Origin of the sequence: Enterococcus larvae (assembly GCF_017830045.1) — a bacterium.
GTDB classification, from domain to species: domain Bacteria; phylum Bacillota; class Bacilli; order Lactobacillales; family Enterococcaceae; genus Enterococcus_L; species Enterococcus_L larvae.
Map to the genome: position 1 here is coordinate 123,372 of NZ_JAEDXU010000006.1, position 25,780 is coordinate 149,151.

The window sequence follows — 25,780 nt, forward strand, 5'->3', positions numbered from 1 at the left end:
TTATACTAAAAACCAGAAAACGTTTTCTACAAATGAATATTGGAGGAAAAAAATGGACACACAAATTGAGAAAGAGGGTACTAAAAAAAGTAGTGTTGGTTTGATTTTTGCGCTGATGGCTGGTTACTCAATGGTCTATATGGACAAGAGTATGATTTCCACCGCCGTACTGCCAATCGCAGAAGAGTTCAGTCTTGATGCCGGTCAGACAGGTTTGATCATGTCTGCATTCTTTTTAGGCTACTCGTTGATGCAGATTCCCGGGGGCTGGTTAGCTGATAAGATCGGTGCAAAAAAAGTTTTGATGCTGTCGTTAGCAATTATTTCAATTTTTTCATTTGCCTTTGGAACTGTCAGCAGCTTGATGCTCTTCATGGCTGTTCGCTTCTTTGCAGGAATCGGGCATGGCGGTTATCCGCCAAGCTGTTCTAAATCGATTGCAGACAACTTTCCGCAGGAACGTCGAACCTTCATTCAATCCCTGATCCTTTCAACATCCGGGATTGGCGGGATCTTAGCATTTACCTTAGGAGCGAACCTGATCAATGCCAATTGGCGGTATGCTTATCTTGTTTTAGGTACCTTGTTTGCAGTGGCATTAGTTTTAGTCGGCATCTTTGTTCCAACGCAAGCCGTCAGCGAAAAGAAAACAAACGGTACAGCACCAAAAGTAACCTTCCGACAAGTATTGACCAATCGAAACGTACTGGTCCTTTTCATTGCTATGTTGCTGTTGAACTTCCTTTTATACGGCAATATGTCATGGCTTCCTAGCTTCCTTGCAACGAAATTTACATTAGATATCAAGACTATTGGTTATCTATTAGCAGTCAATGCTGTTTTTCAAACATTAGCAACTATGTTTGCCGGTATGCTGCTATCCAAACTATTTCTTGGAAAAGAACGGATTTTTATTATCGGTGCAACCGTCCTGTCAGCAGGATTGATCCTAGTATTCGTCACATCTAATAACCTGATCCTATCTATGATTTCGTTGATTTTAGTAAGTATGGTTTCTGTAGGCGCCTTTACAGCAATCTTTACTTGGCCTCATAAAATCATGGACCCTTCGATCATCGGCTCATCGATTGGGATCATCAACACTGGGGGTACTCTAGGAGGCTTTTTAGCGCCATTGATCTTAGGACAACTGATTAAATCAGCGGGCGGTTCCTTTACTTTAGCCTTTGGATTCATGGCAGCAGCCAGCTTGCTTTGCGGCTTAACTGTGTTAGGAGTGAAAAAAGAAAACGCATGACAAAGAGAAAATTCAAGTATAAAAGTGCCTTCGATATCATCGGACCAATCATGGTCGGTCCTTCCAGTTCTCACACTGCCGGTGCTGTTCGCATCGGCAAGATGGCACGAGATTTATTCAAGCATACGCCCCGCAAGCTGATTGTTACTTTTTTTGGCTCATTCGCTGAAACCTATAAGGGACATGGAACTGCTGTAGCGATCGTTGCCGGTGTCTTAGGCTTTGAAACAAATGACGAACGAATACCTGATTCACTTGAAATAGCTGAGCAGCAAGGTGTTCACGTAGAATTTTTAGTCAGCAGGACACCTACTGACCATGCCAATACAGTAAATTTAGAGTTGATCGATAACACGGAACTACTAAACCTCACAGCCATCTCTATTGGTGGAGGCAGTATTCAATTGACTGAGATCAACCACCATTCAACACTGTTGGAGCATTCACAAGGGAATGGGTTATTATTGACCACCTTCGAGCCGCAGATCACTCTGCCAAATGTCAGAGAGGCACTAGAGAGTCCCGAGTTTATTCAAGTTCAGGAATTGAATAAAGAGACGATCATTTTTGTTGAAACAGTAAGTGATATCAGCCAGAAACTTCTGGCAAAAATAAAAAATTTACCTGGTATTACGACTGTTATGGCGACAACAGGTTAATTGGAGGACGTGATTTTTTGTTTGAATCAATAGAAGAATTAATACAACGAGCGGAAGAGCAGCACTGCAAGCTGGCAGAGATCATGATTGCTCAGGAAATAGAGATGTCCGGTCGTAGCCGCAAAGAGATCATGCAGCAAATGGAAATAAACTTAGAAACAATGGAAGCGGCGGCAGAAAAAGGGATTCAAGGCGTGAAATCACATTCAGGATTAACAGGCTATGATGCAAAAAGATTGCAGAAATACTTGGATCAAAAAACGGTCTTAACCGATACTACCTTTGTTAAAGCACTATGCTATGCTGTAGCAACCAATGAAGTAAATGCTGCGATGGGAATGATCTGTGCAACACCGACTGCTGGATCTGCCGGTGTCGTTCCCGGTGTTCTTCTTGCGTTTAGTGAAAAGCTGACTGCTACACGGGAAGCCATGCTGGAATTTTTATTTACTTCAGCTGCCTGCGGTTTTGTCGTAGCAAATAATGCAATGATTTCCGGTGCTGAAGGTGGTTGCCAAGCTGAGATTGGCTCAGCTTCAGCGATGGCAGCAGCAGCATTAGTCGAATTAGCAGGAGGCACGCCTCGCCAAGCAGGACATGCCTTTGCCATTGCTCTAAAAAATTTGATTGGACTAGCCTGTGATCCTGTTGCAGGTCTGGTGGAAATTCCTTGTATCAAAAGAAACGCTGGAGGAACTGCTAATGCTATTGCAGCAGCCGAAATGGCGCTGGCAGATGTAGAAAGTGAAATTCCTGCTGATGAGGTAATTGAAGCAATGTATCGAGTAGGAAGAAACATGTCTGCGGATATTCGGGAAACAGGCATTGGGGGCCTGGCTGGAACAGCAACCGGAAAACGAATTGCCAAAGAGCTTTTCGGCATCGATCGATAGTCCGATATATAGCAAAAAGAACCACTTTGATTTAATGGAAAAAAGGGAGCTATATGAAAAAGTGTTTATAGATTATGTATGATAAAAAATAGAATAAGAGGAGAGGAAAATGACAATGAACGCAAAAGAAGAAATTGCTGCACTGATTGAAGCCAAACGAAAAGAATTGATTGAAGCCGCTGATGCTATCTGGGGAACACCGGAAACTCGGTTTGCTACAAAGGACTCTGTTCAGCATTACTACCGAATTCTGGAAAATGAGGGCTTCTCTCTTGAAAAAGGTGTGGCAAATATGGAACACGCCTTTGTTGCATCATACGGTAGTGGAAAGCCAGTAATCGGGATTCTGGCAGAATATGATGCATTGGGTAATCTTAGTCAAGTGGCCGACTTAGGTCAGCAAAAGGCAGAGATCGAAGGTGGAAATGGACATGGTTGTGGACATAATTTATTAGGAACTGGTGCCTTGGCAGGAGCAATAGGCATCAAAGAATATATGAAGCAGGAACAGCTGGAAGGAACAATCAAGCTGTTTGGTTGTCCGGCAGAAGAAAGTGGTTATGGGAAAGCCTTTATGGCAAGAGATGGCGTATTCGACGGGATCGATGCTGCCTTGACTTGGCATCCCATGGATGTAACCTCCGCTTGGGGAGACAGTAGTTTGGCTGTGTATCAGGTTTATTACAACTTCAAAGGAACTTCTGCTCATGCTGCAGCAGCACCGGAACAAGGACGTAGTGCCTTAGATGCTGCAGAGCTGATGAATATCGGTGTACAATTTCTAAGAGAACACATCATCGATCAAGGGCGTGTGCATTATGCATTTATGGATGCTGGTGGAGAGTCTGCCAATGTGGTTCAGCCAACAGCAAGTTTATACTATTTTATCCGAGCACCTAAACTGGATCAGGCAGATGCCATCTATCAACGAGTGAATAAAATTGCTGAAGGAGCAGCATTGATGACCGAAACAGAGCTGGAAATCGATTTTGATTCCGCCTGTGCAGATTATATTCCTAATCAGGCCATCACAACAGCCATGTATCAAAATCTGACAGCAGTTGGAGATATGGGCATCACTGAAGAAGACCAATCCTATGAGCAACGCTACTATGACAGCTTAACAGATGCAACAAAGCAAGGATTGATCCAGCGAGCAAAAGTTTGCTTCCCAGATTTAAGTGAAGAAGAAGCAGCTGCTATCGGAAAACGACCAATTTTTGATGAAGTTCTGCCGCTAAGCTTTTCAGACAAGACCTCCGGCTCTTCCGATGTTGGAGATGTCAGCTGGGTTGTGCCTACAGCACAAGTATTGATTGGGTGTGAGCCTCAAGGAACACCTCCACATTCTTGGCAATGGGTAGCAAACGGAAAATCCTCTGTTGCCCATAAAGGACTACTTTCAGCAGGAAAAGTTATTGCAGCAACAGCCTATGACCTACTGTCCAACCCTGAACTGCTGGCACAGGCCAAAGCAGAGCATGAACAAAAAGTAGGCGGCTCTTATCGCTCAGCGATTCCAGCAGATGTTATGCCAAGATAACCGCTAATAGAAGAAAAATAGAGCAAGGTATCAAGGAGATTACATTTCCATGATTACCTTACTCTATTTTTTATGCTGCTTTGATTGCTTCATATCTTTCTGAAGTGATCACCTTCAGCATGAACTCTTCCGGTGTGATCGTTGCGTCTTCAATCAAATCCTTGAACAATGATGGACTATATCCCGAAACCAGCTTCACGTACTCCTCTGAAGCAGAGACAGGCAGCTGATGTTGACGTGCATTGACATTCCAGAAAACGATCTCCGGCATTTGATATCCTGCTCGACGCATCATACTCTTCAGCGTCTTGAACAGTGTATCTCTCCGAAAATTACGATTCCTTCCGCAGACGGCCGCATCGAATTCCATATCGGAAATGATGTACAGCTTATCGATCATTTCCTCTTGTGACAGGCGTGCCCGCTTCGCTGCTGAAAGCATCACGGTAAATACTTTTTCAAGATTCGTATTATAGCCCCATGAAGCACGACTCAGGTTCTGAACCTTTTCAACAAAGTCTACACCTTCCAATGCACATAGCTGCGGCTCCTCTGAAAAGGTCATGAAGTAATCCTTGAACTCACTATGATTTCGTTCAGACAAATAGATACCCAATGCGATAGCCACTTCCATTGGTTTACCTGTCATCGATCCGGATACATCGACTACAGCCAATGATTTCTCTGTACGATCGCCAATGTAGTCAGGTAGATTCGCCCACATGCCATTATACAATTCCCGTTGTTCTACAACACCTCTTGCTTGAAGAATCTTTCCTACAATATCTGCTGGGTACAACGCAGCGGTATTTATCTTTGCTTCACCTGTCTTCAATTGTTCCAAGAAGGTCATGTAGCGTTCCATATCATTACGATAGAAAGCCTGACGATATTTCATCCCTGCAACAGATGGCAGCTTTTGATAATCAACCGCGTCATAATCACTCTCTGAAAGCTTTGTTTCCAAAAGATCCAGTGACTGACGCAGTCGACTTAGGATTTTTCGATAAGCAGCTTGATTCATTTTCCATGCATCCAAAAGAATCATCAACTGAGCCTTTCGCTCCTTGTTTCTAACGGAAACAGACGGCAGCCATTTAGCGAGCAGAGATATCGCTTCGCCTTTTTCATTTTTCTTTCGATCCTCTTGAAATTGCTTTGTTACTATTGCAAGCACCTCTTCTTTCAGCGGTGTCGCCAACAATACAAGTAGGTCATCCCAGCGACCATATTCAGGAATATAAGACAAAACTTGTCGAACTGCAGCTGGTTCTTTGACTGCCATATCCATCAATACGATTCGGAAAAAACGTCGTTCGCCCTGCCCGCCGCGAATATCCCGCAGATAAAATAGAGTTTTCATCGCTAGATCCTTATCTTCCTTAAAAGCAGTATAGAACAATGCCAGTACTTCCTGTTCAGATTTCAAGCGATAGGCACCGCCTAAAGCAAAAAGATCCACCAGCGCATTCAGCGAGCTTTTCAGTGTATACGCATCATTTTCAGTTTTTTTTATGTTAAATACCTTCTTCAATTCTTCTAACATGTTGTTTCCTCCTTAATTTTTCATCAGCGGAAATGATCCATCGTCATCTCCGCCGACCCCCTTTTTTTACAGAGCGTTGGTCTTCTTCTTGGAAAAGAGTTTATTTTTGTTTGCTGTAAACGCTCTTTTGACAAGACACGGTTTCTGCTATCCCACATAGAGTTTTTTGATTGCTGTTCGTGTCTTTAAAAGTAATACAGGAATCGAACCTGTCACTGCCTTCGCAGTCGCTTGACCCTCTAGCGATTTACTTGATGAGCTTATTATACGAGACAGACATCGAATCATCTTATAAAAAAAGTTGCGCAAATAGAAAAGCTGAACAAGCTTGGCAGCTCATGAGCAATATAGGAAACTGGTTCAGTGATGCTCTTTATCACTGATAACAGTTTATCTTATTGTCGATTGAGCTTGCTTGTGAAGCTAGACAAATAGAAAAGCTGAATGAACTTGAGTAGCTCCCGAACAATAAGACAGATACAGCACAGGATGTCCTTTATCCTGTAGATGGATTTGACTTAGTGTTGAGAGGAGCTAGTTCATGAAGCAGAACAATCCTAGTCAATTTCTGCTCTACTTCGCAGATGAATAACTACATAAAAATACCGACCGGATTTCTCCTGTCGGTATGTAGTCTCACTATAGGGTCTCGCTTTACTCTTTCTCAGCCTTGACCTCTTTTAAATTATTATCTTGTCTCTCCTAATGAAAACAACGCAATGCAACCATAGCCGGTATGGCTGGTGATTGTTGGTCCTAATGGGAATAGAAGAATCTCCTTGACCTGGATCTTTTCCTCTAACTCTCCCTTGACCTTCACGGCACTCTCTTTATCTCCCGCATAGGCAATGAACAGCGTTTGATCTATAGGATGCTTGATTCGCTGTACAGTTTCATCGACAACTTTTTTTAGTGCTTTGCCACGTCCGCGAACCTTTCCAACATTTTGAAGCTTGCCAGCCTTATCTACAGTGATAAGGGGTTTGATATTCATCAGCCCACCGATTGCAGCAGAGGTTTTTGAAATTCTTCCGCCCCGTTCCAGATGCTTTAGATCATCCACCGTAACCCAAGATTGGACCTTCATCTTATTGTCTTCCATCCACTGAAGAATCTCTTCCAGTGAATGCCCATTTTTCTTCATTTCGATTGCTTTATGAACCAGCAGACCTTGTCCTAAGCTTGCAGCCTTCGTGTCTACTACAAAAATATCGACCTGCTCATACTCTTCCTTCAGCATCTCTACTGCCTGAACAGCACTTTGATACGAACCGCTTAAGCCGGAAGAAAACGCCAGATACAATACTGGCTGTTTTGCCTCGACAAAGGATCTGAAGAATTCTAAGTAGCGTCCGACATTGACTTGAGACGTCGTCGGCAATGCCCCTTCCTGAATACTTTTTAAAAAAGCAGCATAGTCAAACGTTTCGCCTAAATCATCTATTAGTTCATGATTGTCTATCGTGATTGTCATACTGATAAACGATACATCGTTTTCCTTCAATAACTCATATGGTAAATCACAGCATGAATCTGTTGTTATTTTGAATGTCATTTTATTTTCCCTCCTTGCTCATTATATTCTATCATAAAATCCTTCATACACTTACATATTTACTATTAGAATAAGGAAAGAACTGAAACAGACCTTTCGGCTCATTTCAGTTCTTTTATAGGATGATTCAATCGCTGTTTAGATTTGCGCCCAAACACTTTCCAAGACGTTTGTCTGATTACGGTCAGGTCCCACTGAGAATGTAGAGATACGAACACCTACCAGCTCAGAAATGCGATGCACATAGTTTCTTGCATTCAATGGTAAATCAGATAATGTTTTGCATTGTGTGATATCTTCTTCCCAACCAGGAAGCTCTTCATAGACAGGCTTACAACGACTTAGCTCTTTCAAGCTTGCCGGATAATGATAGATCAGTTCCCCATCTAATTCATATGCTGTACAGATTTTTACTGTTTTCAATCCACTTAAAACATCGATTGAGTTTAAAGAGAGGTTAGTGATACCGGAAACACGTCTTGAGTGTCTCATGACAACTGTATCAAACCAGCCGACACGTCTCGGTCTACCTGTTGTTGTTCCGTATTCTTTTCCGACTTCTCTGATTCTGTCTCCAGTTTCATCGAATAGCTCAGTAGGAAATGGGCCGTCTCCCACACGTGATGTATAAGCTTTACAAACCCCAACGACCTTGTTGATTTTTGAAGGACCAACACCGCTTCCGATTGTTACACCACCGGCAACCGGATTTGAAGAGGTTACAAATGGGTAAGTTCCCTGATCGATATCAAGCATGACGCCTTGAGCACCTTCGAAAAGAACACGTTTGCCTTCATCCAATGCATCATTCAGGATCACCGATGTATCCGTCACATATTTCTTGATTTCCTGTCCATATGCGTAATATTCTTCAAAAATATCATCAAATGAAATCGCTTCGCTGTCGAACATTTTTACAAACTGACGATTCTTTTCTTCTAAGTTGATTTTCAAGCGTTCTTCAAAAATTTCTTTATCCAGTAAATCAGCAACACGGATACCCACACGAGCAGCCTTGTCCATATACGCTGGACCAATTCCCTTGATGGTTGTTCCAATCTTGTTATCGCCCTTTGCATCTTCTTGCAGCTGATCCAATTTAATATGATAAGGAAGAATAACATGAGCACGGTCAGAAATTCTCAAATTGTCCGTTACGATATTATTTTCCTTTAAATATGCTAACTCTTTGACCAATGACTTCGGATTGACTACTACACCATTACCGATCACACTGATTTTGTCCTTATAAAAAATACCTGATGGGATGAGGTGTAACTTATAGGTTGTGCCGTCAAATTTGATGGTATGTCCGGCATTATCTCCGCCTTGATAACGTGCGATCACTTCCGCATTTTCACTTAAAAAATCCGTGATCTTTCCTTTTCCTTCATCGCCCCATTGCGTTCCAACTACTACTACAGATGACATTAAAGCACCTCATTCTATATTATTTGGTCCGTGTCCATTGTATCAACAATGAATGAAGTTTTCAACGAAAAATCGAATATTAATCGAAATAAAAAAAGTTTTAGCGCCAAAAGACGAACAATATTTTTTTGTTTCAGAAAATAAATGAAAAAAAGCGAATTTTATAGCTATTTTGACAGTCAGTAAAATCTGATGAATTTCTAGAAAAATACAGAACATCAAAAAAAGATCGAATGATACAAAACAGCTTTCACTATTTTTCATACCATTCGACCTATTTAGATGGATTCAAAAACAACTTGAGGTAATGGGATTCTGCGTCCCGACACCTCAAGTTATTATCCAATCTTTAAAACTCGTCTCGTGGTGAAAGGGAAGAGAACTTGTTGTATTCCTTGATAAACAGCAGCTCTACTGTTCCTCGAGCACCACTACGGTTTTTTTCTATGATTACTTCTACCACATTATCGATTTCAGGCGGTTCTCTATCGTCATCATCTTCTCCACCACGCTCATAATAATCATCACGGTAAAGGAAAGCAACAATATCCGCATCCTGCTCGATCGATCCGGATTCACGGATATCACTCAATACAGGTCGTTTATCTTGTCGCTGCTCCACGCCACGGGAAAGCTGAGACAAAGCGATAACAGGTACCTTTAGTTCCTTAGCAAGCTTTTTCAGCTGACGGGAAATATCGGAAACTTCTTGTTGGCGGTTTTCTTTCCCTGATCCTTCAATCAATTGAAGGTAATCGATCAGGATTAGACCAAGATTGCCTTTTTCCTGTGCCAGCTTACGGCATTTTGCACGGATCTCAGATATTTTGATCCCCGGTGTATCATCGATGTATATATTTGCTCTTGAGAGGCTGCCCATGGCGATGATCAGGTTCTGCCACTCTTCTTCCGATAATTGTCCTGTTCGTAAGTGACTGGCCTCTATGGAGCCCTCAGCGCAGAGCATTCTGTTTACCAATGACTCCGCCCCCATCTCCAAGCTGAAGATTGCTACGGCACGATCTGTTTTTGTACCGACATTTTGGGCAATATTCAAGGCAAAGGCCGTCTTCCCTACGGCTGGTCGAGCGGCCAAAATAATCAGCTCTTCTGCCTGCAGTCCGGCGGTCATCTTATCTAGTGCCTGATATCCTGTCGGCAAGCCTGTGATATCTTCATTTTGCTGATACAGCTGATCGATGTTTGCAATCGTTGTATTCAATACCTCTGAAATGGACAGGAAGCCGCTGCGGTTTCTCTTTTCTGAAACCTCCAGTATGCTTCTTTCTGCGTCATCCAGAATTGTTTCAACATCTTCCCCTTGCTCAAATCCTTTGGTCACAATCTCCGTCGCTGTATGGATTAAATTGCGCAGCAATGATTTCTGCTCCACGATCTTAGCATAGTGGGCGATATTGGCAGCAGTCGGAACAGACAACGCCAGCTCTGATAGGTAGCTTAAGCCGCCTACATCTTCTAAAAGATTGTCTTCCTCCAACTTGTTTTTTACGGTCACGACATCGACCGCTTCGTTCCGCTCATTTAAGGTAATCATTGCTTGAAAAATCAATTGATGATTACGGCGGTAAAAATCCTTTGGCTCTATGTATTCCATTGCATCAATAATTACTTCCGCATCCAAAAAAACAGAACCCAAAACTGCTTGCTCTGCTTCTATGCTTTGAGGAGGTACTCGATCCTGCCATACTTCATTCATCTATTTATCTCTCCTACAATGAATTTCTCTAGTCTTTCTATTCTAACAAGAATCAAAGAAAATGTATATGCTTAAAACCTTCAACTCAGACTCGAAGCTCTTCTTTTATTGTGTATAAAAGAGTAAAGGAACTTGAATATCTATTAACAAATTATTTCAACCAAAAAGTAAAGAATGACTAGAACACATCGTCCAGCCATTCCTAATTTTTTATTCTTCTGCTACATGAACCTTCAACACTGCTGTCACATCATGATGGAGCTTCACAGGAACTTTTGTAAACCCAAGCGTGCGGATCGGTTGAGACAATTCCATTTTTCTCTTATCCAGCTTTACCTTATACTGCTTATTCAACGCTTCATTGATTTGTTTCGAAGGGATTGAACCAAAAAGGCGTCCATCTTCTCCGGCCTTCGCTTTGATCTCAATGACCGTATCCTCTTGCTCCAAAAACTCCTTCATTTTTTCAGCTTCTGCCAGAATCTCAGCTGCATGTTTTTCCTGTGCTTTTTTCTGTCCTGATAAGGCGCTGATGCTGCCTTTGTTTGCTTCTTGTGCCAGGCCGTTTTTAATCAGATAGTTTTGTGCATAACCAGTTGGAACTTCTTTGACATCGCCCTTTTTTCCTTTACCTTTTACATCCTCTAAAAATATTACTTTCATTACACTGTCACTCCTTATCATACATTTCATCTATATTTTTATGAATGACTTCCAGCAATTTAATTTTTGCATCATTTATACTACCGGAAGAAATTTGCGTTGCTGCATTCGTGAAATGACCACCGCCGCCTAATGCTTCCATGATCAATTGAACATTTATTGCCCCGTTGCTGCGGGCGCTGATCCCAATTTTTTTATCAACCCTTCTCGTAATTACAAAAGCTGCATTGATCCCTGCCATAGACAACAAGGTGTCTGCTGTTTTAGCTGCCTCAACACTATCATATTCCTTATCTTCTTCCCCGACAACAATAACCGTATCTTCAGTGACATATTCATTTTTAGATATCAACTGACTCATTTCCAAATAGCTGGTCAAGTCAGAGCTTAATAAATATTGTACTAAAGATGAATCCGCTCCACAAGTTCTTAAATAACTGGCAACATCAAAAGTTCGTGCAGTCGTTCGTACACTAAAACTTTTCGTATCTACTACAATACCCGCCAACAGCAAAGTAGCATCAAATTTATCCAGTTTGCTGTTATCTGTGTTGCTTTGATATTCCAACAGCTCCGTTACAAGTTCTGACGCAGAGGAAGCAGAGGATTCTATATAGGACAGTAGAGACTTGTCAGGAAACTCATCGCCGCGTCTGTGATGATCGATGATCACAACTCGATTGAACTTATCATATAGTTCTTTTGAAATCGATAAGGAAGGCTTATGATAGTCCACCATGATCAGCAGACTATTGCTCTGCATTTTTTTCATTGCCTCTTTAGGCGTAAGGATTTGCTGATGCAGTTCTGGGTACTCTTTCAACTCTTCCATAACGCGGTAAATATCTGGAATATTCTCCTCATCATTTAAGATGACCCAAGCATCTTTTTTATAGAACTTAGCCAGCTTAGCTACACCGAACGCTGAACCAATCGCATCCATATCTGGAAACCGATGACCCATGATATAAACATCCGGCGATTCATTGATCAATCCTTGAATGGCAGTACTCATCGCTCTGGAACGAACGCGCGTTCTCTTCGCAACAGAAGCTGATTTTCCACCAAAGTATATCGGCTTACTATTTCCATTTGCTTCTTTTACAACGACTTGATCACCGCCCCTTACTAAAGCCATGTCCAAGCTCGTTTGAGCAGCTGTTCCAGTTATACTTAAGCTCTCGCCTCCATATGAAATGCCAATACTCAAAGTGATGCCCATGATGCCTTGTTCAATCGTCCGTTTTCGTATCTCATCCAGAATCTGAAACTTACTGTCCATCATCTTTTCAATATCTTCTAACTGGCTGACAAATATGTATCTTTCAGCATTGAGGCGTTTATAGAATACATGATATTCCTCCAGCCAATCTGAAATTATCGTAGTCAGAAAACTATTGAGATAAGATACTTGCTTTACATCCATATTGTCAGTAACATCATCATAATTATCAACAGAGACTATTCCGATAGCCGTCTGCATCGCTTTCTTTTCCTGATATAATGTATTCTCTTGTGTGATATTTTCAAAGGTCAGTGTTTGTTGCTCAACGTTTACTTTAAAACGAAAAATTTCATTGCCTACCTTAAATATATCTTTTCCTTTTTCAAATAGTGATAAGTAGTTTAGCACATCTTCTTTCGTAAGCTGCAACAGCTGTTGATCATCTGAATAGAATACTTCTTCTGCATATGGATTTAACCATATTGGCTGTTTGGTTTCTGCATTATACGTAATGATCCCTACAGGTACTTCCTTAATTGCGAAATCAATAGAATCCTCCGCATTGATAGTTGCTTCTCTTATCTTTTCTATGTTCGACAATTCTAATCTTCTAATCAAATTTAAAATCCGATTGATTAAGTACAGATTGATCACAGCTAAAATAGCTATGATTATTATCTTATTATTAAGGAAAAAAACCAGACCCATCTCCAAAATGAATAGGAAAACAAAGAAAAGAAAGACTCTTTTTAGTCTTGTCTGTTTCATTTATATAGCCTCCAAAGTGTGTGAATCCTATAAGGGTACTAGGATGTGATTGAAAACTCTGCTAACGAATTTTGTACACATGTCCTAGCTATTTTACCATATTTAGCCTAATATAGGCGAATCATACCTAGACAGGAAATGTTTCACGTGAAACATTTCCTGTTTTTCAATCATTCTCCAAGGCCCTTTATGATGCTAAACAATTGATTTTCAAAGTTCATTCAGCTTGATTTACTTCTCTCTAGTTAGGTATGAAACCCTCTCTTTGTAAATAATTCAAATTTTCTTTCTGCCATTTCGCCACTAACACTACATTTGGAATTTTAAATATATACTTCTCTTTCTTGTGTAAAAAGGACAATGTGCTCTGAAGCAGCATTCCTTTTTTAAACTTGAAATCACTTATCTGATCATACGATATACTAAAAACATCCGAAGTAAAATTGCCAACTGTCGTTAGCCCAACAATGGTCAACTCTTTTTCACCAAAAAATAGTAATAAATGGGAAATGTCCAGTACTGCTGCAGCTTGAAACAATGCATATTTCCATAGCTTGGCATCTATCTGTGCATAAAGAAAATTTTGATTCAGTTCCAAATCCAATTCATTACTCTTTATGTACTCTTCTATATTTTCTTTTTTCATTGCTTCATTCATAATCTTCTACCAGTCCCCTTATTCATAATGACAAACACTATAAAAACATTTTTATAGTTAATTATAACTCTTTCCTTACTTTTATCAATTCATTTTCCAGAAAGTAAAAACGGACTGGAAATATCCAGTCCGTTTGATTATCTATTTTATTGCTCTTCACTTACAAATGGAAGTAATCCCATAATACGAGCACGCTTGATAGCAATTGTTAATTTACGTTGGTTTTTAGCACCAGTACCGGTTACACGACGTGGCAAAATTTTTCCACGTTCAGAAATGAATTTTTTTAACAATTCAACATCTTTATAATCGATATACTCAATGTGATTAGCTGCAATATAGTCTACTTTACGACGTTTACGTCCGCCTCTTCTTTGTTGTGCCATTCTTTTTCCCTCCTATCAAAAATTCTTAGAATGGTAAATCATCATCTGAAATGTCAATAGTAGAACCTGATCCACCGAATGGATCGGAATCTCTATCGAAATCAGGCATACCACTGCTACCGTTGTTAGACTGAGGTTGAGATGATTGATTATTACTAAAGCTGTTGTTATTTTGGCCTGTAAAATTATTCTGCGGTTGACTGTTGTTGAACGATCCGCCGCCACCTGAATTAAAGGTAGAATTATCTTGAGACTGTCTCTGCTCAGATGCTGAACGAGACTCTAGTAATTGGAAATTCTCACAAACAACTTCAGTAACATAAACTCTTTGACCCTGTTGATTATCATAAGATCGTGTTTGAATACGACCTACAACACCCAATAAAGTTCCTTTTCGAGCATAGTTAGCTAAAGTTTCCGCTGGTTTACGCCAGATTACACAATTGACGAAATCTGCTTCACGATTCCCGCTTGCATTCGTAAAATTACGATTGACTGCTAACGTAAAAGTAGCAACTGCAGAACCACTTGAAGTATAACGTAAATCAGGATCTTTTGTTAGTCTTCCAACTAATACAACATTATTAATCATTTTAGCATCTCCTTTCGTCTAATAAATGTTTCACGTGAAACAATTTAAGCTTCTTCTTTAATAATCATATGACGAATGATATCATCATTGATTTTAGCAAGACGATCAAATTCGTTGATTGCGCCTGCTGTTGATGGAGAAGATACTTTAACGATATGATAGATGCCTTCGTGGAATCCGTTCATTTCATATGCTAAGCGGCGTTTTTCCCAATCTTTTGATTCGATAACTTCAGCTCCGTTATCTTTTAAGATCGTGTCGAAACGTTCTACTAAAGCAGTTTTTGCTTCTTCATCAATGTTCGGACGAATGATGTACATAACTTCATAATTCGTAACTTGACTCATTGATTTTCACCTCCCTGTGGACTTTAAGGCTCTTAGTTTGCTAAGAGCAAGGAGAGTTATCTAATAAATTAGACTACTCACAATTTTTCATTATACATGGAAAACCTTATGAAATCAAGTGTTTTCACTAGTTTTATTCCCATTAAAAAAATAGTATCTATTAGGATTTTGAGTGGAAGTGTTCTCTGGTTTTATCCTGAGAAATAATCTGTTTTCAACTCTCTGAATCGAGTAACCCCAAGTACATATACACGGTTAAATATTTCTGATTCCATCAAAAAATATGCACCTTCATCATGACAGATTGCATGGCGATAGATTCCACTACAAGCGAGTACCCGCAATCCTACTCTTTATTGCAGCACGCAGCAGCAACTCTTTTTCATATTCATGCTTGTAGATACCACTAGCAAGTGTCTACAAAGTAATAATACGCAATTATTATCTATTATTCCTAAAGTTTTTTATCACAAAAAAGAGGTTGAAGGAAGTCCCTTCAACCTCTACTTATTTTATTCTTCTGTTGGTGTTTCAGTTGCCGGTTGTTCTTCACTGTCAGTATCAGCGGCTTCCTCCGGTTCAACTACTGCCATTGTTACTACTTTGGCATCATTTTCCATTCTCATCAGGCGGACACCTAATGTTGCTCTACCTGTTTGAGAAACTGTTGCAACATTGAAACGGATGATTACACCCTTATCAGTGATCAACAGGATATCTTCAGCTCCGGTAACAGTAGTCAATCCAGCTAACGGTCCGTTTTTCGCCGTAATGTTTGCTGTCTTGATCCCTTTACCGCCACGACCTTTGACTGGATATTCAGAAGCCTTGGTTCGTTTACCGTAGCCCTGTTCAGTGATTACCAGCACTTCGTCTTCCGCACCTAAAACAGCTGAGCCGACAACATAGTCATCTTCTCTCAAGCGGATTCCTCGAACACCAGATGCACTTCTTCCCATGTCACGAACAGTCGTTTCATCAAAGGTAACAGAATAACCATTATGGGTACCAATGATCATATTTTGCTCGCCATCAGTCATAGAAACATTGACTAGCTCATCCTCATCCTTCAAGCCGATAGCAATCAGACCGTTACTTCTAATATTAGAAAAGGCTGTTACGCTTGTGCGCTTCACTGTCCCTTTTCTTGTAGTAAAGAATAGATAATGTCCATCCTCAGCCTGTCCTGTAACAGAAATGATCGCCTGGATACTTTCGCTGGAATCGATTCCCAGCAAATTGATTACTGGAATCCCTTTCGCAGTTCTTCCGTATTCGGGAATTTCATACCCTTTCGCACGATATACTTTCCCTGTATTCGTAAAGAACAATAACGTATCATGAGTCGAGCAGGAAACAAGGTTTTTCACGAAATCATCATCGTGTACGCCCATTCCCTGAACACCACGACCACCACGACGCTGTGCGCGGAATTCGCTGTTTGCCAGTCGTTTGATATAGCCGTTATTTGTCAATGTGATCACGATTTCTTCTTCTTCGATCAAATCTTCGTCTTCAAGGCTCAATACCTCACCAACTAAAAGCTCTGTTCGACGATCATCACCGAATTTATCGCTGATTTCCAGCAGCTCTTCTCGGATGATTGCATCGATTCTCTCCGGCTTCGCAAGAATATCCTTCAATTCATTGATCAGCTTCAACAGCTCTTGGTATTCATTCTCGATTTTCTCACGTTCCAAACCAGTCAGACGACGCAGACGCATATCTAGAATGGCCTGAGCCTGACGGTCGGAAAATTCAAAGCGTTCGATCATTGCTGTCTTCGCTTCATCATCTGAAGAAGCTCCACGAATGATCTTGATGATTTCATCGATATGATCCAAAGCGATCCGCAAGCCTTCTAAAATGTGGGCACGTGCTTCTGCTTTGTTTTTCTCGAACTCTGTTCTACGACGAATAACGATTTGCTGATGCTCCACATAATTTTCAAGGATACGTTTCAATCCAAGAATCTTAGGAACACCTTTTTCAATTGCCAGCATATTAAAGCCGAAAGAACTCTGTAAAGCCGTCATCTTGTATAAGTTATTTAGAATAACTGATGCACTCATATCTCGACGAATATCGATAACGATACGCATTCCTTCACGTGAAGACTCATCACGAAGGTCAGTGATACCTTCAATACGCTTATCTCTATGAAGCTCTGAAATACGCTCGATCAGTTTTGCTTTGTTGACCATATACGGCAGTTCTGTAACTAAAATACGTTCTTTGCCGTTTGGCATATCGATCAATTCAACTTTTGCACGAACGATGATCGATCCTCTACCTGATTCATAGGCACGACGAATACCTGATTTCCCCATGACCAACCCACCAGTTGGAAAGTCAGGTCCAGGCAGTACTTCCATCAGCTCATTCGTTGTTACATCAGGATCTTCCATCAATAACTCGATTGCTGCAACAACCTCTCTGAGGTTATGAGGCGGGATATTTGTCGCCATCCCTACTGCGATCCCTGTAGTTCCGTTGACTAAAAGGTTAGGGAAACGTGCTGGTAAAACATCTGGTTCCTGCTCTGAATCATCATAGTTTCCATGATAATCAACAGTATTCTTATTGATATCCCGCAGCATTTCCAACGCCATCTTACTCATACGAGCTTCTGTATAACGCATTGCCGCTGCTCCGTCACCATCGACAGAACCGAAGTTTCCGTGACCATCTACAAGCATGTAACGATAGCTGAAGGGCTGTGCCATACGAACCATCGACTCATAAATCGCACTGTCACCGTGAGGATGGTATTTACCCATAACATCCCCAACGATACGTGCTGATTTCTTATGCGGTTTATCCGGAGTAACACCCAACTCATTCATTCCATACAAAATACGACGATGCACAGGCTTCAAGCCGTCACGTACATCAGGCAATGCCCGAGCAACAATAACACTCATCGCATAATCTATGAAGGAATCTTTCATTTCATTGGTCAGGTTGACGTCGCGAATATTTTCATGCAACTCTTCACTCATAAATTTTTCTCCTTAACATTTTGACATCCGATATCCATTGGTATTGCTTTATTCTATATAGGATTGGGATACTAGTGTGTCCCGACCTCCTGGTTTAAACGGTGTTTCACATGCAGGCTCTTCGGAATTAAGTCAATATTTTGTAAAAATCTGTAAAACAATTTTTCAAAATCCCGTCTTAATTCTCAAGCCTAAATGCATGTGACACAACCTCCTCTTAAATATCCAAATTTTTAACGTAGTGTGCATTTTCTTCAATGAATGCTCGACGTGGTTCTACTCTATCCCCCATAAGGGTTTCAAATATCTGATCCGCTTCAATAGCATCATCGACACTTACACGTGCCATCAGACGTCTCTCAGGGTCCATTGTCGTCTCCCAAAGCTGATGGTCATCCATTTCCCCCAAACCTTTGTATCGTTGAACAGTCGGCTTAGGAGAGGCTGGTAGTGATTCGATCGTTTTAGCCAAATCTTCTTCCGCATTTTTCCCAGGCTGGATATACGTGATTTTCTTTCCTTGCTTCACGCCATACAATGGTGGTTGTGCGATGTAAACATATCCCGCTTCAACAACCGGACGCATAAAGCGATAGAACAATGTAAGCAGCAATGTACGAATGTGAGCGCCATCGACATCGGCATCGGTCATGATCACTAGTTTGTGGTAACGTGCTTTCGCTACATCAAAGTCGCCGCCAAAACCAGTTCCCATCGCTGTAAACAATGAACGGATTTCTTCATTTGCCAAAATTTTATCCATGCTGGCTTTCTCAACGTTAAGGATTTTCCCACGGATTGGCAGGATCGCTTGAAACTCACGACTTCGTCCTTGCTTCGCTGAACCACCGGCTGAATCTCCTTCGACGATGAATAATTCGCATTTTTCCGGATCTTTACTAGAGCAGTCTGCCAGTTTTCCTGGAAGATTGCTGATTTCCAAAGCGCCTTTACGACGAGTCACTTCACGTGCTCTTTTCGCAGCTAGGCGAGCTCTTGAGGCAAGGATTCCCTTTTCTACGATTTGCTTACCCACTGTTGGGTTTTCCATCAGGAATTTGCCGAAATATTCAGAGAACAGACGATCCGTTACTGTACGAACCTCTGAATTTCCCAGTTTTGTTTTCGTTTGTCCTTCAAACTGAGGGTCCGGATGTTTGATGGATATAACAGCTGTCAGTCCTTCACGGACATCTTCCCCTGTCAGATTCTCATCATTGTCCTTCATGATCTTTTGCTTACGCGCATAGTCATTGATTACCCGTGTCAAAGAAGTCTTGAAGCCTGATTCATGCGTACCACCTTCATACGTATGAATATTATTTGCAAAACTCAGAATATTGGAGTGGAACCCTTCTGTATACTGCATAGACACTTCGATCGTAATGTCCTGCTGCTCTCCCTCGATAAAAATCGGTTCAGGGAAAAGAACCTCTTTAGCTCCATTCAGATATTCCACATAGCTCTTTATACCACCTTCATAGTAGTATTCCTTCAGCTTAGGTGCTTCTTCTCTCTTATCTTCTATGGAAATTCTCAAGCCGCGATTCAAAAACGCCAGCTCGCGAACCCGTGTTGCTAATTTATCAAAGTTAAATTCAACTGTTTCGGTAAAAATTTCCGGATCAGGTACGAAATGGACGGTTGTCCCGTGACGATCTGTTTCATCAATCACCTTAAGATCACTGACTACTGCGCCGCGATGAAATTCCTGATAATGGATTTTTCCATCCTTGTAGACTTTTACATCCAAAGTAGTCGACAACGCATTTACAACAGACGATCCTACTCCGTGCAAACCGCCGGATACTTTATATCCGCCGCCGCCGAATTTTCCGCCTGCGTGAAGCACTGTAAAGACAGTTTCAACCGCTGGACGACCGGTTTTTTCCTGAATACCGACTGGAATTCCCCGACCATCATCAATAACTGTGATACTGCCGTCAGCCTCGATGATAACCTGAATGCTTGTCGCAAAACCTGCGAGTGCCTCATCGATTGAGTTATCTACGATCTCCCATACTAAATGGTGCAGCCCTTCTGAACTAGTAGAGCCTATGTACATCCCCGGACGCTTCCTTACAGCCTCCAATCCCTCAAGAACCTGTATCTGGCTGGCATCATACTCTTTTGCGCGTTCCTTCATACTTTTTTCTTCTTCAGTCATTCGATGATTCCCTCACTATCTCTCCCTGTTGAACATGGAATATATCCGGCTCAACAGTAATTTTATTGGTTAAATGGTTCAGTGTCGTCGTTGTAATGAATGTCTGGACTTTTCCTTCAATTGCTTCCAATAAATGCAGCTGTCTTTCATCATCCAGCTCACTCATGACGTCATCTAAGAGCAGTACCGGGTATTCGCCGGTTTCCGCATACATCAAATCGATTTCCGCCAATTTGACGCTTAAAGCAGTTGTTCTCTGCTGCCCTTGTGAACCATAGGTTTGAACATTTTGATCGTTGACGTTAAAAATCAGATCATCTCTATGAGGACCAAGAAAAGTCGTCGCTTTAAAAAGTTCTCTCTTGCGATTGCTCTGCAGCTGCTGCAAAATCGCCTTCTGAAGTGCTTCAACAGTGTTCTCTACCTCACTCAGCGTAACGCTTGAGGCATACTCTATGGAAAGCTCTTCTCTTCCATGACTGATCCGTCGATGCAGCTCATTGGCCCATTTTTCCAGCTTTTTAATAAATTCCAGTCTGGCAAACAATACTTTGCCGCCAAACTCAGCCAGCTGTTCTGTCAATATATCCAAGTAAACAGTATCTGTCTGGCGTTTATCCGCCAGCTGCTTCAGGTATTGATTTCGCTGTTTCAGCACAGATTGATATTGGACCAGGTCATACAAGTAGATTGGATTGACCTGCCCCAGTTCCATGTCTATGAATTTTCTTCTAAGCTGAGGAGAGCCCTTGACCAGCGACAAATCCTCCGGTGCAAACAAAATCACATTCAGCTGTCCGATATACGAACTCAAACGCTTCTGCTCGATATGGTTGACCTTGGTTTTACGGCCCTTGCTTGAAATCAGGATTTCAAGCGGAACTGTTCCGGCATTCTTTTCTACAGAGCCTTCGATTTTCGCGGTATCATGCCCAAAACTGATCAGCTCTTTTTCATTGCTGGTTCGATGACTGCGCGTCATCGCAAGTACATAGATACTCTCCAGCATATTCGTCTTCCCTTGCGCATTTTCTCCTAGAAAAATTGTCAGCGACTTAGGGAATTCCAATGAAGCCGCTTCGTAATTTCGATAATTCTTCAGAGTAATGCTATTCAGCCTCATCAGCTGACTCTTCTTTTTTTGCCATAAAAAAAGTACCTTCTTCAGGCACTTCGATCATCATGCCGGGATATAATTTTCTGCCCCGACGATTCTCTAGTTCCCCGTCTACAAAAACACTAGTGTCAGCGAGATACCATTTTGCCTGACCGCCACTGCTGATAACATTGATTTCTTTCAAAAACTGACCAAGCGTCATGTAATCTGTTTCTAAAATAAGTGTTTTTTTCAAAATTCATCCCTCTTTTAAAATTCACTTTTACTTTAATATTATACCCTTTTTTAAGGAATAAAACAAACTTATCCGTCTAATTTTCGCTCTAAGCAATTCTAAGCAAAAATGACAAAATCTATTATTTCGAAAAAAAATCTCTTAAATGGCATTTTACAATCAAATTCAAGTAACAATCTCTTTCAAAAATTTTCAACTTTTTTCAAAAATCTATGAAAACTACACTAAAAGAAGAGTCTGGAATAAAAATCATTCCAGACTCTTCTTTCCCCCATATTCGGATAATTGACGCAGTAACCATCGATTTTTCAGTGAATTTCTTGCAGATAATTACTCATTCAATGCCGTTTCCTTTGATTCTTGCGGAATGATCTCGATTCTTCTTGACCAGGCGATCACACTTGATAGAAGGAACAGGCTGATAAGAGTACCTTCCCGAACAACAATCGGTAAGTGAAAGACTGCTGACAGAGACAACGACAGAAAAACACTGACGACATCAATAGAATACCGATAAAATTTGAAACTTTTATCCGTTCGCTCAGAAAGCAGAACACAAAAATTCTCAATTGGGAACTTCAGATAATTCAGCACTAAAACTTGTCCTGTACCAAAACCGGCAATCGATGTTCCCACAATAAACAGCAGGATTCTTAAAAAATAGCTGGTGATCGACACATGAGCTAGAGCATTGTACAGGATGAGGTTGATCACTGTTCCAAAGCAAAGCAGTGCAGACAGCATCAGCAGGTAGCCTTTCCAATTCCGCTTCTTATCCAACAGCCAGCATATGAGCAAAAAGCTCAGATTGATCATGGTAGTGATCGTCCCTACTTTTAGACCAACAACTTCTGAAAGAGCCACATTCAATGAATTGAAGCTGCTTACCCCAACTGCTGCTTTGATTGTCAGACTAATACCAAATGCACTGATAAGGTAGAAAAATAGAGACCATAAAATTTTTTTAGCAGTCATTTTCAACACTCCTTAAACCTTTATTACAGCAAGTATATGCTAGAATAGGTAAAACACAGTATGAGATATCTCATATATAAGGAGGAGTTTCATGAAAAAAACAGCCTATCCTGTTTCTACTCAAAAAAATTTGGTTGCTCCTGATAGTTTTTTTACACGTGAGATTTTAGCTCAAAGCTGGATCATTGAATTCAACGGCAACGAGTTCATCCATAAGGAAACGGAAAAACTGAATCATCTCTTCTATATCCTCGATGGAAAAGCAAAAATCCTGAAAAATCAGACGAATGGCAAACGAATGATCCTTCAATTTCTTGGGGAGCAGGATTTTATTGGCGAGCTGACGCTTGTCGGTGCAGAAAGCTTAACAAAAGATGTTGTTTCAATTGGCAAAACTATTTGTCTGGCACTTCCTATGACCTATGCAGCGGAAGAACTAATGAATGATCTTGCCTTTGTAAAAAAACTAAGCTGTTATATCGGGGAAAAGCTGTTGGCACGAATGGAGCATTTTACAACTAACCAGACCTTTGAACTAAAATATCGGCTGGCTGAGCTTCTATTGACTGTTTCCGTTGACAATAGTTATAAGGAAAAACATACAGAAATCGCTGAATACCTCGGCGTCAGCTACAGGCATCTGCTTTATACACTCAAAAACTTTAGAAATGCCGGCTTGATCGAAAAACAAGGGACTCACTATCTGATCGATTCGAAAAAAATACAGCAGCTGTTGGCAGAGATTCGATAACTTTTTGATGCTCTACTATTATTTATCGACTTTAGCATCGCAGCTGCATCCCTCTTCTTACTTAATTTACTTAATAAAAAAGGATCGAACCACATGCTGCCAAGCAAGGAGGTCTGATCCTTTTTAATTTCATACGTTGACGCCATCCTACAAACCGTTAGTTATGATAGTTTTTCAGCGCAGATACCGTATCTTCATACCCCATCTCATCTAAAACAGTTAAAAGCTCTGAGAAGCCTTTGACATATTGGTGGTCTATCTGAGTCTGTGTCACTTTTTCCAGTGCTGCTTCGATTGTCAGCTTTTGAAACAACTTATTCTTTCTTCCTGCATAGTCCTTGGCCTCTTCATAATAAAACGCCGCTTTCTCCCCTTGACCATGCTCCACCAGCAGCTGTCCCAAATTCAAGGCTAAATAGATACGAATATTATTTTCTCTGGGAAATTCTTCATATTTTTCAAATTCCTTTACTGCTCGTCCATATAAAAAAATCGCTTCTTCCACATTAAAGATTCTCAGAAAGTTATTCAAGCGTCTAAAATCAGCGAACAGCCAGTTTTCTGTATCAAGCAATACTGGCCTCATCTGAGAAGAAATCTGATCGATCGTCAGCTCAGAAGATAGATTGCTTTCTAATAATGCCATTTGAGAAAGTAAGTACAGCTCATAAAAACGCCTCGTTGGATGTTTCTCAGCGGCTAGCTTGATTGCTGCTGCTGTCTGAGTCAATTCTACACTGTTTCTTCTATTTTCAGCATAAATCAGCTGACTGTAATACTTTTCGTAACCGCTGATTTGATAGTCATTAGTGATATATAAGAATTCATCCATTTCCACACCAAGACTGTCCAATAATTGAATGACCTTATCAAATCCGGCAACATATTCCTGATTTTCAAAACGTGAGAGATTTGAGCGACTCATGATCCCTTTGCACAGCTCCTGCTGGCTCAAATTTCTCGATACTCTCAGCTCCTTGATCGTTTCACCGTAATGCTTCATCGCCATCCCCCTTCCGAAAAGTGAGTACACTCACAAAAAATCAGTTCTTTTTTTCTCAATGATACCATAAGAAAAAAAGAGGTGAGTATGATAGACACAAGAAATAAACAAATCGCTTTACTACTTTCAGAAACAATTGCTACACGCATCACTATGTTCATGAGTGTTCCTTTTCTAATGATTTACTTATCCAACAGGTTTCATTTTTCAGCAACAGAGCTCAGCTTGATCATAGGGATCAACCCATTATGTACAGTAATTTTCGGTCCATTAGGCGGTCGACTGACCGATAAAATCAGTCGCAGCAAAACCCTCTACATCGTTCCTTTCTTCTGGGGGCTGATCTTTCTTTCGTTTGCTGCGGCGTCCACATTTCCGGTCTTCCTGCTATTGAATGGTCTAAATGGGATTTGCTATGTGACGTATGAATCGACCGTCAAAAAAGTATTATCTTTTAATTCCACACTGAACAATAGAAAACTGGTATTCAATCTCAGATACACCTGTTTAGCTGTTGGTGCTTTTCTTGGCCCGTTGCTGCAGCTTCTATTTCCAAAAACTTCTACTGCTCATATGTATGTATTACTGGGAGGGACCTACCTTGTATCTGCTCTTCTCAATCGATGCTTTTTTAAAGATTGTCCTCCAGCTGAAAAGACACCGCCTATAAATACTGCCGCTTCATCAGCAACAGATAGGAAAAACTTACTGTTGTTCCTATGCTTCTTATTAGGAATCGCTTTTTCTTATTTTGCTTATGCCCAATCTCAATCTACAGTTTCCTTATTTTTCACGTCTAAAGAGTTTGGCGTTGGCGGAAACAGTAAATATAGCCTCATGCTTTCCATGAATGCTCTATTGATCTTGATTTTACAATTTCCGGTTCTGCGTGTGACTCAGCGTTTTCCTCCATTGAAGCTCCTGATGCTGAGCAATGTCCTGTTCAGTTTTAGTTTACTGCTGACACCTCAAAGCAGCAATTGGGGATATTTCCTAGTAATGGTTCTTTCATTTAGCTTAGGAGAAGTATTATTGGGCAGCAACTTTGATTATTCAGTCGATTCGTTTTCTACTGAGGAGAATAAAGGTCTTTACTTCGGTCTATCTGAAACGGTTCGTATCGGAAATACTATTGGGCCGATTGTTGGTGGATTATTGATCGAGGCGTCTCCTTCAGGAGGCTTCAAGGAAATTTTTATTATTCTCAGCCTGATCACGTTGGTTGGACAGCTGTTCCTGTGGCTTTATGGGAAGAACATTCGAATAAATCAACATTAGAATAATCGACC

Annotated in this window: 22 protein-coding genes; 6 read left to right on the plus strand and 16 right to left on the minus strand. The window is 40.9% G+C overall.

Going from position 1 to position 25,780, the window contains the following annotated elements:
* Nucleotides 1–52: 52 nt before the first annotated feature.
* The 4 genes from I6N96_RS12355 to I6N96_RS12370 all read left to right on the plus strand — a co-directional run bounded on the left by I6N96_RS12355 (nucleotide 53) and on the right by I6N96_RS12370 (nucleotide 4,353).
* Nucleotides 53–1,258: an MFS transporter gene (locus tag I6N96_RS12355; RefSeq protein WP_209557853.1), complete on the plus strand. Its 1,206-nt coding sequence runs from the start codon at nucleotides 53–55 to the stop codon at nucleotides 1,256–1,258.
* Nucleotides 1,255–1,917, plus strand: a complete 663-nt coding sequence (gene sdaAB / locus I6N96_RS12360) for an L-serine ammonia-lyase, iron-sulfur-dependent subunit beta (RefSeq protein ID WP_209557854.1) — start codon at nucleotides 1,255–1,257, stop codon at nucleotides 1,915–1,917. The genes I6N96_RS12355 and sdaAB overlap by 4 nt, the downstream gene beginning before the upstream one ends.
* Nucleotides 1,918–1,934: 17 nt before the next feature.
* The gene (gene sdaAA, locus I6N96_RS12365) at nucleotides 1,935–2,810 is read left to right on the plus strand and encodes an L-serine ammonia-lyase, iron-sulfur-dependent, subunit alpha (protein WP_209557855.1); all 876 of its coding nucleotides are present in this window, start codon (nucleotides 1,935–1,937) and stop codon (nucleotides 2,808–2,810) included.
* 115 nt (nucleotides 2,811–2,925) lie between these two features.
* Nucleotides 2,926–4,353, plus strand: coding sequence for an amidohydrolase (locus I6N96_RS12370; RefSeq protein WP_209557988.1), 1,428 nt, complete (start codon nucleotides 2,926–2,928; stop codon nucleotides 4,351–4,353).
* Between the two features lie 70 nt (nucleotides 4,354–4,423).
* Here the strand turns inward: I6N96_RS12370 and I6N96_RS12375 are convergent, their stop codons facing one another.
* The 15 genes from I6N96_RS12375 to I6N96_RS12445 all read right to left on the minus strand — a co-directional run bounded on the left by I6N96_RS12375 (nucleotide 4,424) and on the right by I6N96_RS12445 (nucleotide 22,737).
* Nucleotides 4,424–5,899, minus strand: a complete 1,476-nt coding sequence (locus I6N96_RS12375) for a DUF2828 family protein (RefSeq protein ID WP_209557856.1) — start codon at nucleotides 5,897–5,899, stop codon at nucleotides 4,424–4,426.
* Between the two features lie 688 nt (nucleotides 5,900–6,587).
* Complete coding sequence (locus I6N96_RS12380) at nucleotides 6,588–7,454, minus strand: DegV family protein (RefSeq protein WP_209557857.1); 867 nt, start codon at nucleotides 7,452–7,454, stop codon at nucleotides 6,588–6,590.
* A gap of 138 nt (nucleotides 7,455–7,592) precedes the next feature.
* Nucleotides 7,593–8,885 (minus strand): adenylosuccinate synthase, encoded by a 1,293-nt coding sequence (locus tag I6N96_RS12385; RefSeq protein ID WP_209557858.1) that lies wholly within the window; start codon nucleotides 8,883–8,885, stop codon nucleotides 7,593–7,595.
* 349 nt (nucleotides 8,886–9,234) lie between these two features.
* Nucleotides 9,235–10,602 (minus strand): replicative DNA helicase, encoded by a 1,368-nt coding sequence (gene dnaB, locus I6N96_RS12390; RefSeq protein ID WP_209557859.1) that lies wholly within the window; start codon nucleotides 10,600–10,602, stop codon nucleotides 9,235–9,237.
* A 210-nt stretch (nucleotides 10,603–10,812) separates the two neighbouring features.
* A complete protein-coding gene (gene rplI, locus I6N96_RS12395; protein ID WP_209557860.1) occupies nucleotides 10,813–11,265 on the minus strand; it encodes a 50S ribosomal protein L9 in 453 nt (150 codons plus the stop codon).
* A 7-nt stretch (nucleotides 11,266–11,272) separates the two neighbouring features.
* Nucleotides 11,273–13,258 carry a DHH family phosphoesterase gene (locus I6N96_RS12400; RefSeq protein ID WP_209557861.1) on the minus strand — a complete coding sequence of 662 codons (1,986 nt, stop codon included), beginning with the start codon at nucleotides 13,256–13,258 and terminating at the stop codon, nucleotides 11,273–11,275.
* Nucleotides 13,259–13,499: 241 nt separating this feature from the next.
* Nucleotides 13,500–13,904: a hypothetical protein gene (locus tag I6N96_RS12405; RefSeq protein WP_209557862.1), complete on the minus strand. Its 405-nt coding sequence runs from the start codon at nucleotides 13,902–13,904 to the stop codon at nucleotides 13,500–13,502.
* 158 nt (nucleotides 13,905–14,062) lie between these two features.
* Nucleotides 14,063–14,302: a 30S ribosomal protein S18 gene (gene rpsR / locus I6N96_RS12410; protein ID WP_154776992.1), complete on the minus strand. Its 240-nt coding sequence runs from the start codon at nucleotides 14,300–14,302 to the stop codon at nucleotides 14,063–14,065.
* Nucleotides 14,303–14,327: 25 nt separating this feature from the next.
* Nucleotides 14,328–14,894, minus strand: a complete 567-nt coding sequence (gene ssb / locus I6N96_RS12415; RefSeq protein ID WP_209557863.1) for a single-stranded DNA-binding protein — start codon at nucleotides 14,892–14,894, stop codon at nucleotides 14,328–14,330.
* Between the two features lie 44 nt (nucleotides 14,895–14,938).
* Complete coding sequence (rpsF, locus tag I6N96_RS12420; protein ID WP_209557864.1) at nucleotides 14,939–15,241, minus strand: 30S ribosomal protein S6; 303 nt, start codon at nucleotides 15,239–15,241, stop codon at nucleotides 14,939–14,941.
* A 512-nt stretch (nucleotides 15,242–15,753) separates the two neighbouring features.
* Complete coding sequence (gene gyrA, locus I6N96_RS12425; RefSeq protein ID WP_209557865.1) at nucleotides 15,754–18,243, minus strand: DNA gyrase subunit A; 2,490 nt, start codon at nucleotides 18,241–18,243, stop codon at nucleotides 15,754–15,756.
* 217 nt (nucleotides 18,244–18,460) lie between these two features.
* Nucleotides 18,461–20,410 carry a DNA topoisomerase (ATP-hydrolyzing) subunit B gene (gene gyrB, locus I6N96_RS12430; RefSeq protein WP_209557866.1) on the minus strand — a complete coding sequence of 650 codons (1,950 nt, stop codon included), beginning with the start codon at nucleotides 20,408–20,410 and terminating at the stop codon, nucleotides 18,461–18,463.
* Nucleotides 20,403–21,533, minus strand: a complete 1,131-nt coding sequence (gene recF, locus I6N96_RS12435; protein WP_209557867.1) for a DNA replication/repair protein RecF — start codon at nucleotides 21,531–21,533, stop codon at nucleotides 20,403–20,405. Before recF ends, gyrB begins: the two co-directional genes overlap by 8 nt.
* Entirely contained in the window at nucleotides 21,520–21,762 is a 243-nt protein-coding gene (yaaA, locus tag I6N96_RS12440) for a S4 domain-containing protein YaaA (RefSeq protein ID WP_202059247.1), read from the minus strand. The genes recF and yaaA overlap by 14 nt, the downstream gene beginning before the upstream one ends.
* Nucleotides 21,763–22,092: 330 nt before the next feature.
* The gene (locus I6N96_RS12445; RefSeq protein ID WP_209557868.1) at nucleotides 22,093–22,737 is read right to left on the minus strand and encodes a YczE/YyaS/YitT family protein; all 645 of its coding nucleotides are present in this window, start codon (nucleotides 22,735–22,737) and stop codon (nucleotides 22,093–22,095) included.
* Between the two features lie 91 nt (nucleotides 22,738–22,828).
* Between I6N96_RS12445 and yeiL the strand changes: the two genes are divergently transcribed.
* On the plus strand, nucleotides 22,829–23,488 hold the full coding sequence (gene yeiL / locus I6N96_RS12450) for a transcriptional regulator YeiL (RefSeq protein WP_209557869.1): 660 nt from the start codon (nucleotides 22,829–22,831) through the stop codon (nucleotides 23,486–23,488).
* 157 nt (nucleotides 23,489–23,645) lie between these two features.
* Here the strand turns inward: yeiL and I6N96_RS12455 are convergent, their stop codons facing one another.
* The gene (locus I6N96_RS12455; RefSeq protein ID WP_209557870.1) at nucleotides 23,646–24,491 is read right to left on the minus strand and encodes a helix-turn-helix domain-containing protein; all 846 of its coding nucleotides are present in this window, start codon (nucleotides 24,489–24,491) and stop codon (nucleotides 23,646–23,648) included.
* Between the two features lie 87 nt (nucleotides 24,492–24,578).
* Here I6N96_RS12455 and I6N96_RS12460 point away from each other — a divergent pair, with 87 nt between their 5' ends.
* The gene (locus I6N96_RS12460) at nucleotides 24,579–25,769 is read left to right on the plus strand and encodes an MFS transporter (protein WP_209557871.1); all 1,191 of its coding nucleotides are present in this window, start codon (nucleotides 24,579–24,581) and stop codon (nucleotides 25,767–25,769) included.
* Nucleotides 25,770–25,780: the final 11 nt, after the last annotated feature.

Coding starts and splice junctions, on each gene's coding strand:
- I6N96_RS12355 (WP_209557853.1), top strand. CDS start 53: ATGGACACACAAATTGAGAAAGAGGGTACTAAAAAAAGTAGTGTTGGT.
- sdaAB (WP_209557854.1), top strand. CDS start 1,255: ATGACAAAGAGAAAATTCAAGTATAAAAGTGCCTTCGATATCATCGGA.
- I6N96_RS12370 (WP_209557988.1), top strand. CDS start 2,926: ATGAACGCAAAAGAAGAAATTGCTGCACTGATTGAAGCCAAACGAAAA.
- I6N96_RS12375 (WP_209557856.1), bottom strand. CDS start 5,899: ATGTTAGAAGAATTGAAGAAGGTATTTAACATAAAAAAAACTGAAAAT.
- I6N96_RS12380 (WP_209557857.1), bottom strand. CDS start 7,454: ATGACATTCAAAATAACAACAGATTCATGCTGTGATTTACCATATGAG.
- I6N96_RS12385 (WP_209557858.1), bottom strand. CDS start 8,885: ATGTCATCTGTAGTAGTAGTTGGAACGCAATGGGGCGATGAAGGAAAA.
- dnaB (WP_209557859.1), bottom strand. CDS start 10,602: ATGAATGAAGTATGGCAGGATCGAGTACCTCCTCAAAGCATAGAAGCA.
- rplI (WP_209557860.1), bottom strand. CDS start 11,265: ATGAAAGTAATATTTTTAGAGGATGTAAAAGGTAAAGGAAAAAAGGGC.
- I6N96_RS12400 (WP_209557861.1), bottom strand. CDS start 13,258: ATGAAACAGACAAGACTAAAAAGAGTCTTTCTTTTCTTTGTTTTCCTA.
- I6N96_RS12405 (WP_209557862.1), bottom strand. CDS start 13,904: ATGAAAAAAGAAAATATAGAAGAGTACATAAAGAGTAATGAATTGGAT.
- rpsR (WP_154776992.1), bottom strand. CDS start 14,302: ATGGCACAACAAAGAAGAGGCGGACGTAAACGTCGTAAAGTAGACTAT.
- ssb (WP_209557863.1), bottom strand. CDS start 14,894: ATGATTAATAATGTTGTATTAGTTGGAAGACTAACAAAAGATCCTGAT.
- rpsF (WP_209557864.1), bottom strand. CDS start 15,241: ATGAGTCAAGTTACGAATTATGAAGTTATGTACATCATTCGTCCGAAC.
- gyrA (WP_209557865.1), bottom strand. CDS start 18,243: ATGAGTGAAGAGTTGCATGAAAATATTCGCGACGTCAACCTGACCAAT.
- gyrB (WP_209557866.1), bottom strand. CDS start 20,410: ATGACTGAAGAAGAAAAAAGTATGAAGGAACGCGCAAAAGAGTATGAT.
- recF (WP_209557867.1), bottom strand. CDS start 21,533: ATGAGGCTGAATAGCATTACTCTGAAGAATTATCGAAATTACGAAGCG.
- I6N96_RS12445 (WP_209557868.1), bottom strand. CDS start 22,737: ATGACTGCTAAAAAAATTTTATGGTCTCTATTTTTCTACCTTATCAGT.
- yeiL (WP_209557869.1), top strand. CDS start 22,829: ATGAAAAAAACAGCCTATCCTGTTTCTACTCAAAAAAATTTGGTTGCT.
- I6N96_RS12455 (WP_209557870.1), bottom strand. CDS start 24,491: ATGAAGCATTACGGTGAAACGATCAAGGAGCTGAGAGTATCGAGAAAT.
- I6N96_RS12460 (WP_209557871.1), top strand. CDS start 24,579: ATGATAGACACAAGAAATAAACAAATCGCTTTACTACTTTCAGAAACA.